Below are 6,795 nucleotides of genomic sequence, written 5' to 3' on the forward strand. Positions count from 1 at the left end.
ATGAGCCGCTGGTTTTTTTATCCTCTCTTCTTATTCTCTCTCTTATCCTTTCATTGAATCGAAGAAATCGTTGTTTGTTTTTGTCAATTTTAATCGATCAATTAAAAATTCGCTTGCCGCCACCTCGTCCATAGGTTGAAGAATCTTGCGAAGAATCCATACTTTTTGTAAAATATCCTGTCTCATCATCAATTCTTCTCTTCGCGTTCCAGATCGATTGATATTAATAGCAGGAAACGTTCGTTTCTCAGCAATTCTACGATCCAAATGAATCTCCATATTACCTGTCCCTTTGAACTCCTCATAAATCACATCATCCATTTTAGATCCAGTCTCAATTAAAGTAGTTGCGATAATCGTTAAGCTGCCACACTCTTCAATATTACGTGCAGCTCCAAAAAAACGCTTAGGTCTTTGCAGCGCGTTTGCATCTACACCACCAGTTAAGACTTTTCCTGAAGCTGGAATCACAGTATTGTAAGCGCGCGCTAAACGAGTGATAGAATCAAGCAAAATAACAACATCTTTTTTATGCTCTACAAGTCGTTTTGCTTTCTCAATGACCATTTCTGCTACTTGTACATGACGTGAAGCAGGTTCGTCAAAAGTACTAGCTACAACTTCTCCTTTTACAGAACGATCCATTTCCGTCACTTCTTCTGGACGTTCATCAATCAACAATACAATTAGCATGCATTCAGGATGACTACCGGTGATAGAATGGGCAATATTTTGTAACATCATTGTTTTTCCAGCTTTAGGAGGTGATACAATCAAACCTCGTTGTCCTTTTCCAATAGGTGCAACTAAGTCAATAATTCGAGCGGTAATGTCTTCTGTACTGCCATTTCCCATTTCCATTTGAATTTGTTCATCTGGAAAAAGCGGTGTGAGATTCTCAAAAAGAATCTTTCCTTTAGAAGCTTCGGGTTTTTCCAAATTAATTTCGTTAACTTGTAATAAAGCAAAATAACGTTCTCCCTCTTTAGGAGGGCGAATTTTCCCAGAAACAGTATCCCCAGTACGCAAATTGAATCTTCGAATTTGACTAGGAGAAACATAGATATCATCAGGACCGGCTAAATAAGAACTATCGGAGGAACGTAAAAATCCAAAACCATCTTGGAGAATTTCCAAAACACCGTTTCCAAAAATATCCTCTCCTTTTTTAGCATGTGATTTTAAGACCGCAAAAATAATGTCTTGTTTTCGAGAACGCGATACATGCTCTAAACTCATCAATTGGGCAATTTTCATTAATTCTGGAACTGATTTTTGTTTAAGCTCAGTTAAGTTCATAAATTGCGATGACACCTCATTTAGTTATTGTAAAGCAGAAAAACCAACTCAAGAATTTGGGCTGTTTCGAATAAAAATAAGTAATTAATTCCTCTTAATATAGCCCCATTCTACTCCCCAAAATCAAAGTTTCAGAAGCCTCTTCTGAGGAATTTTTCCTAGAGATTTATAACAAGGTTGTGTAGAACTCCATCATGATCTTACATACCAAAAAAGGTTTTGGTCTATTGAGAATAATACAAGTTCTCGTTCAAAAAAGAAACTAACTGCGATTTGTTCAGTACACCTACTTTTCTGGCAATTACATCTCCATTTCGAAAGATTAAAAGACTAGGTATTCCTCTTATTCCATATCTATCTGGAATTTTAGTATTATCATCTACGTTCATCTTAAATACCTTAACACGACCATCATATTCTTCAGCTGTTTCTTCTAAAATTGGAGCAACTACTCTACACGGTTGACACCAATCGGCCCAAAAATCGATAAGAACAGAACCGTCCGATTCAAGTACATCTTTCTCGAAATTCTCATCAGATGTAGAGTATACATATTTACTCATATATTATCCCCTTCGCTATAGCTTAACAAACTATTCAAACTCCTTTACAATCTTCCTAAACACCACAATAAACACCTCAAGAAATTATTGAGATTAATTACAAAAAATCAACAGAGAATTTCTGTTTCCACAAATATAATCAAAGATACAAATCATCTTCCTGTTTTGAATTGGAAAGAAAAAACGGGGCGATCCGCTAGAAATCAAAAATAGACTCAGAAACACTTTCAATTTCGTAGACCAAAAACACCCGTACCGATACGCAACATCGTGCTACCTGCTGCGATAGCCGCTCGGAAATCATGTGTCATTCCCATCGATAACGTATCCAATACAATACCTTTTTTTGCTAACTGTTTTTGGGTATTTTTTATTTTTTCAAATTCGTGTTTCTGTGCACTAAAATCTCCCACATAAGCCGGAATAGCCATTATACCACGCAGTCGCAATCTCTCGAAATTGTTTATTTCGGCAGCGAATTTTGGTAAGTCAGTAAGATTAATACCACTCTTGTTTTTTTCGTTACTGAGATTAACTTGGATACAAATGTTTAGAGGAGACAACTCTGACATTCGATATTTATTCAATTGTTCCGCGATTTTTAATCGAGAAACACTGTGTACCCACGAAAAGTGGGAAGCAATAGTACGAGTTTTGTTAGATTGAATTGACCCGATAAAATGCCACTCTAGATGGTAATTGTGTAGGTCACGCATCTTAGGTAAAGCTTCCTGAACGTAATTTTCACCGAAACTTGTTTGTCCTTCAAAAATTGCTGTTTTTAATTTATCAGTGGCTTGCGATTTGCTAACAGCTAATAGAATGATAGAGTTTGGTTTCCGCCCATATTGTCTTTCTGCTGCACGAATCTCTTTTCTGATGTTCTTAATATTTGTAGATACAGTCATTTTTCTAGCTACATATCTCACCAATTATAGGCCCCGATTGTTGAACAGCATCCGTTACTTGAAACTTAAGAAAGTTTTCTTGAAATTTTTTGATTAGTGCGAGAGCTTTTACATCGTACGCTTTGACATCCGCCCAAGTTTGCCGAGGATGCAAGATCTTATCTTCTATTCCCGGGATCGATTTAGGAATCGCTAAATTAAATCCTCTCAAATTTTCTGTAGGCTGGTTTTTTACTTTCCCTGCAAGTATGGAATTAATAATAGAACGAGTTACGGAAATTGGAAATCGGGCGCCTCCTTCTGCATAAGAACCCCCTGTCCAACCTGTATTAACAAGATATACTTGACATTTTGTTTCTTCAAGACGTTTTACAAGCAATTCTGCGTATACTATAGGAGGACGGGGAAAAAATGGCTCTCCAAAGCAAGTACTAAAGATAGGTTTCACTTCTTTCACTTCTGTAGTACTTTTAATTTCTGTACCACCTATTAGAGCTGTGTAGCCGCTTAAAAAATAATATACAGACTGTTCTTTCGTAAGTAGAGAAACGGCAGGTAAGATACCATACAAATCACAGGTTAAAAAGACTACTGCACTGGGCGGAGATCCTACATTGTCTTCGACGCGTGAGACAACATGTTTTAAAGGATACGCGACCCGTGTATTTTGTGTTAGACGTGCGTCACCATAATCGGCACGATTACCAGATTGCAAAACTACATTTTCCATAATAGCTCCGTAACGAATGGCTTCCCAGATTGTAGGCTCTTGATCTTTGGATAGATCAATGCACTTAGCATAGCAACCTCCTTCAAAATTGAAGACACCTTCACGACTCCATCCATGTTCGTCGTCTCCAATTAAAAATCGATTTGCGTCCGAAGATAAAGTTGTCTTTCCAGTTCCAGACAATCCAAAAAATAAAGCGACATTATTACCACATTTATCAGCATTTGCAGCACAATGCATAGGCAAGATGTCTTGGGGGGGCAAAAGATAATTTAGTACTGTAAACATTGCTTTCTTCATTTCACCCGCGTAGAGCATACCTATCAAAAGAACACGACGTCGTGAAAAATTAATTATAACAACTCCGTCACTGTGTACTTGGTCCTTTTCCGAATTCGTTTTTAGTCCGGGTACATTTAGCATAACCCATTCAGGTTTTTTTCTGACGTTTCTATTGGGCTTAGTAAAAAGACTACACGCGAACAGATTGTGCCAAGCCAATTCAGTAATTACCTGTATCGGAAGAAAAAAATGCTTATCCGAACCCACTTGTAAATGAGAAACGTATTGAGAACGTTTGGAAAGATAAGAATTTGCTCGATTCCACAACCGGTCGAACACCGAAGATTCAATGGGTTGATTGACTTTTCCCCACTGAATCTGATCAACTGTTACTGCATCATTAACAATGAAGCGATCTTCAGGAGAACGCCCTGTTCGATTGCCTGTTCTAACGGCCAGAGCTCCTGTTGAACTCAACTTTCCTTCTCCATTCAGAATGGCATGCCGAATGAGCTTATCAATAGAAAGATCTGTGTAGACAGATTGCGAAGCGATTCGATTCATACATTTTCCTCTAGCTCTGATAAAATGGTTATTATGGCAAATTATTGATGTATTGAATAGAGGTTAGAAGTTGCAGCTCAGGGAATATCCCTGCATACTTTGACACTTATTGGTATGCTAAAAACGAATTTTTTATCAAATTATTTCTTAGTGGCTATGCCGCAATTGAATGATTTTAATTTTACCCAATCTGTTGTGTATATTTCTGAACATGATTATAAAGGAGCACTAGGAATCATTGTCAATAAACCTTTGCAAGTGACTTTGGACAATGTATTAGAACACTTAAATATTAAACTCAACGTTCCAAACATTGGGGAACATCCCATCTTGATGGGGGGTCCGATAAGTCAGGAAAACGGTTTTATTATTTACGAAAAACAAATTGGAAATAAAAATAAAAAGGATCAACTTGTTGTATCTACTTCTAAAGAGACTTTAGAAGCCATCGCCAACAATGAAGGTCCTAGCAATTTTTTGATTGCTTTAGGCTACTCTGAATGGGCATCGGGTCAATTGGAACAAGAAATTTCGCAGAACGATTGGTTAGTCGTGCCTTATGATCAGATTATTTTATTTGAAACTCCTTTAAAGCAGAGATGGAAAAAAGCGGCATCTCTTATTGGAATTGATATCAATCAACTGTCTGACCAAGTGGGGCATGCCTAAATTGGGACGTACGCAATAATGGTTTCTTTCTCAACGCTACAAAAAATTTTGGAAAAGCTAAATGTTTCTCATCTTATGGTACTAGGATTTGATTTTGGTTTAAAGCGTATTGGAATTGCTGTAGGTCAAACGTTGACTCGATCGGCACATCCTAACACTATCTTAAAGTCTAAAAATGGGATTCCTTGGAAACAAATAAATGAGATTATTAAAATATGGGAAATCGATACTCTCGTAGTTGGAATTCCGTATAATATGGACGGTTCAGAACAGTTTGTTACTTACGCCGCACGTAAATTTGCAAATACATTACGGTCGAAAACAGATCTTCCGGTTTATACGGTAGACGAACGCCTTACGACTGTTGAAGCTAGAAAATTGTATTTCAATCGGAAAAAAAATTTTAAATTTCCCAAACAATTTGATAGTTATGCCGCCAAGATCATCTTGGAACAATGGTTACAGGAAAATACAGATCCACCGAAATAAACCGAAATAAATGGAAAAGAAAGATTTTCGTCATCTATTAAGTATGCAGTCGCTCACTCGTTGTCAAATTAATCTAATTCTACAAAGAGCTAACGATTTTCTTTCCGATGTTAAAGAAAACAGAACTTTCGATACGTTGATAGGACAAGTAGTCGCTCATTTATTTTTTGAAACTAGCACTCGTACACGTAATTCCTTTGAAATTGCGGCAAAAAGATTAGGGGCCATTGTTCTAACTCCTGATCTTAAAGTTTCTTCTCTGAAGAAAGGAGAAACTGTCTTGGATATGGTTAAAAATTTGCAAGCTATGGGAGTACGTTTTTTTATTGTTCGTCACACTGAAAAAAACCAACCAAGAATACTAGCGGAACAACTAAAATATAGTGTGGTTATTAACGCTGGAGATGGAAATCATCAACACCCTACACAAGGGATCATTGATTTAATGACTATCCACCAATATAAGAAACATTGGAAAGAATTATGTGTCACCATCATCGGGGATATTTGCCACTCGAGAGTGGCAAATTCCTTAATAGAGGGATTGCTAATCATGGGCGTGTCTGAAATTCGACTTTCTGGTCCTTCTCAGTTGTTGCCGAAAAAGATTACGGATCCTCGTATTAAAAAATTTCCAATATTAGAAACAAGTCTGATTAATAGTGATGTTATAGTCGTTCTTCGTTTACAAAAAGAACGACACAATAATCCCATAAAAACAAACACTTTTCGTCGATTATATGGTTTGACATCTACAAGACTAGCACTAGCTAGATCAGATGCAATTGTTATGCATCCAAGCCCAATTAATCGAGACATTGAAATTACTTCAGAAGTTGCTGACAGTGGGCAATCGGTCATTTTACAGCAAGTACAAAACGGGGTGGCTGTTCGAATGGCAGTTTTAGAATTACTTTCTTAGTGCAATGGTACAATGTTGAACATCTTTACTCTTTACTCTTTACTCTTTACTAATGTTGGATATCTTTCTTTGAAAAAATTTGACATAAAGTGTGTGTTTTCCCGGCTCATCAAAAATCTGTTTATTAATGCTTTGTTTATTTAGAAATGAATGACTGTATCAATTCGAAAATCATTGCATTCAAGAAGTTGGGAAATTTTCGGAATATATAAATCAAACTTCAAAGAAGATGATCTATTGTTATTGGAGAATTTAAAGCACAGTGGTGTTTCGTAATTATTGCGAATCTTAGGTATTTGTTTTAAACAAATATTTTGGAAAAAATTTTGAATTATCGACATAGCAATGTTTTTTCTGGAGAAGAATAGA

At 36.6% G+C, this 6,795-nt stretch carries 7 protein-coding genes; 3 read left to right on the forward strand and 4 right to left on the reverse strand.

Going from position 1 to position 6,795, the window contains the following annotated elements; translation table 11 throughout:
- Positions 1-42: 42 nt before the first annotated feature.
- From rho to pckA, 4 genes are all read right to left on the reverse strand, one after another.
- Positions 43-1,299 carry a transcription termination factor Rho gene (rho, locus tag EGQ50_RS02860; RefSeq protein WP_159748372.1) on the reverse strand — a complete coding sequence of 419 codons (1,257 nt, stop codon included), beginning with the start codon at positions 1,297-1,299 and terminating at the stop codon, positions 43-45.
- A 224-nt stretch (positions 1,300-1,523) separates the two neighbouring features.
- Positions 1,524-1,862: a thioredoxin gene (trxA, locus tag EGQ50_RS02865; protein WP_159748374.1), complete on the reverse strand. Its 339-nt coding sequence runs from the start codon at positions 1,860-1,862 to the stop codon at positions 1,524-1,526.
- A gap of 227 nt (positions 1,863-2,089) precedes the next feature.
- Entirely contained in the window at positions 2,090-2,770 is a 681-nt protein-coding gene (locus EGQ50_RS02870; RefSeq protein WP_159748531.1) for a YggS family pyridoxal phosphate-dependent enzyme, read from the reverse strand.
- A gap of 4 nt (positions 2,771-2,774) precedes the next feature.
- Positions 2,775-4,346 (reverse strand): phosphoenolpyruvate carboxykinase (ATP), encoded by a 1,572-nt coding sequence (gene pckA / locus EGQ50_RS02875; RefSeq protein WP_159748376.1) that lies wholly within the window; start codon positions 4,344-4,346, stop codon positions 2,775-2,777.
- Positions 4,347-4,460: 114 nt separating this feature from the next.
- On the opposite strand from pckA, the gene EGQ50_RS02880 reads away from it, so the two are divergent.
- From EGQ50_RS02880 to EGQ50_RS02890, 3 genes are all read left to right on the forward strand, one after another.
- Positions 4,461-5,015 (forward strand): YqgE/AlgH family protein, encoded by a 555-nt coding sequence (locus EGQ50_RS02880; RefSeq protein WP_159748378.1) that lies wholly within the window; start codon positions 4,461-4,463, stop codon positions 5,013-5,015.
- A gap of 75 nt (positions 5,016-5,090) precedes the next feature.
- A complete protein-coding gene (ruvX, locus tag EGQ50_RS02885; protein ID WP_218939768.1) occupies positions 5,091-5,504 on the forward strand; it encodes a Holliday junction resolvase RuvX in 414 nt (137 codons plus the stop codon).
- A gap of 10 nt (positions 5,505-5,514) precedes the next feature.
- Entirely contained in the window at positions 5,515-6,426 is a 912-nt protein-coding gene (locus EGQ50_RS02890) for an aspartate carbamoyltransferase catalytic subunit (protein ID WP_159748382.1), read from the forward strand.
- Positions 6,427-6,795: the final 369 nt, after the last annotated feature.

It is taken from the genome of Coxiella endosymbiont of Amblyomma sculptum (assembly GCF_009883795.1).
In the GTDB taxonomy this organism is placed as follows: domain Bacteria; phylum Pseudomonadota; class Gammaproteobacteria; order Coxiellales; family Coxiellaceae; genus Coxiella.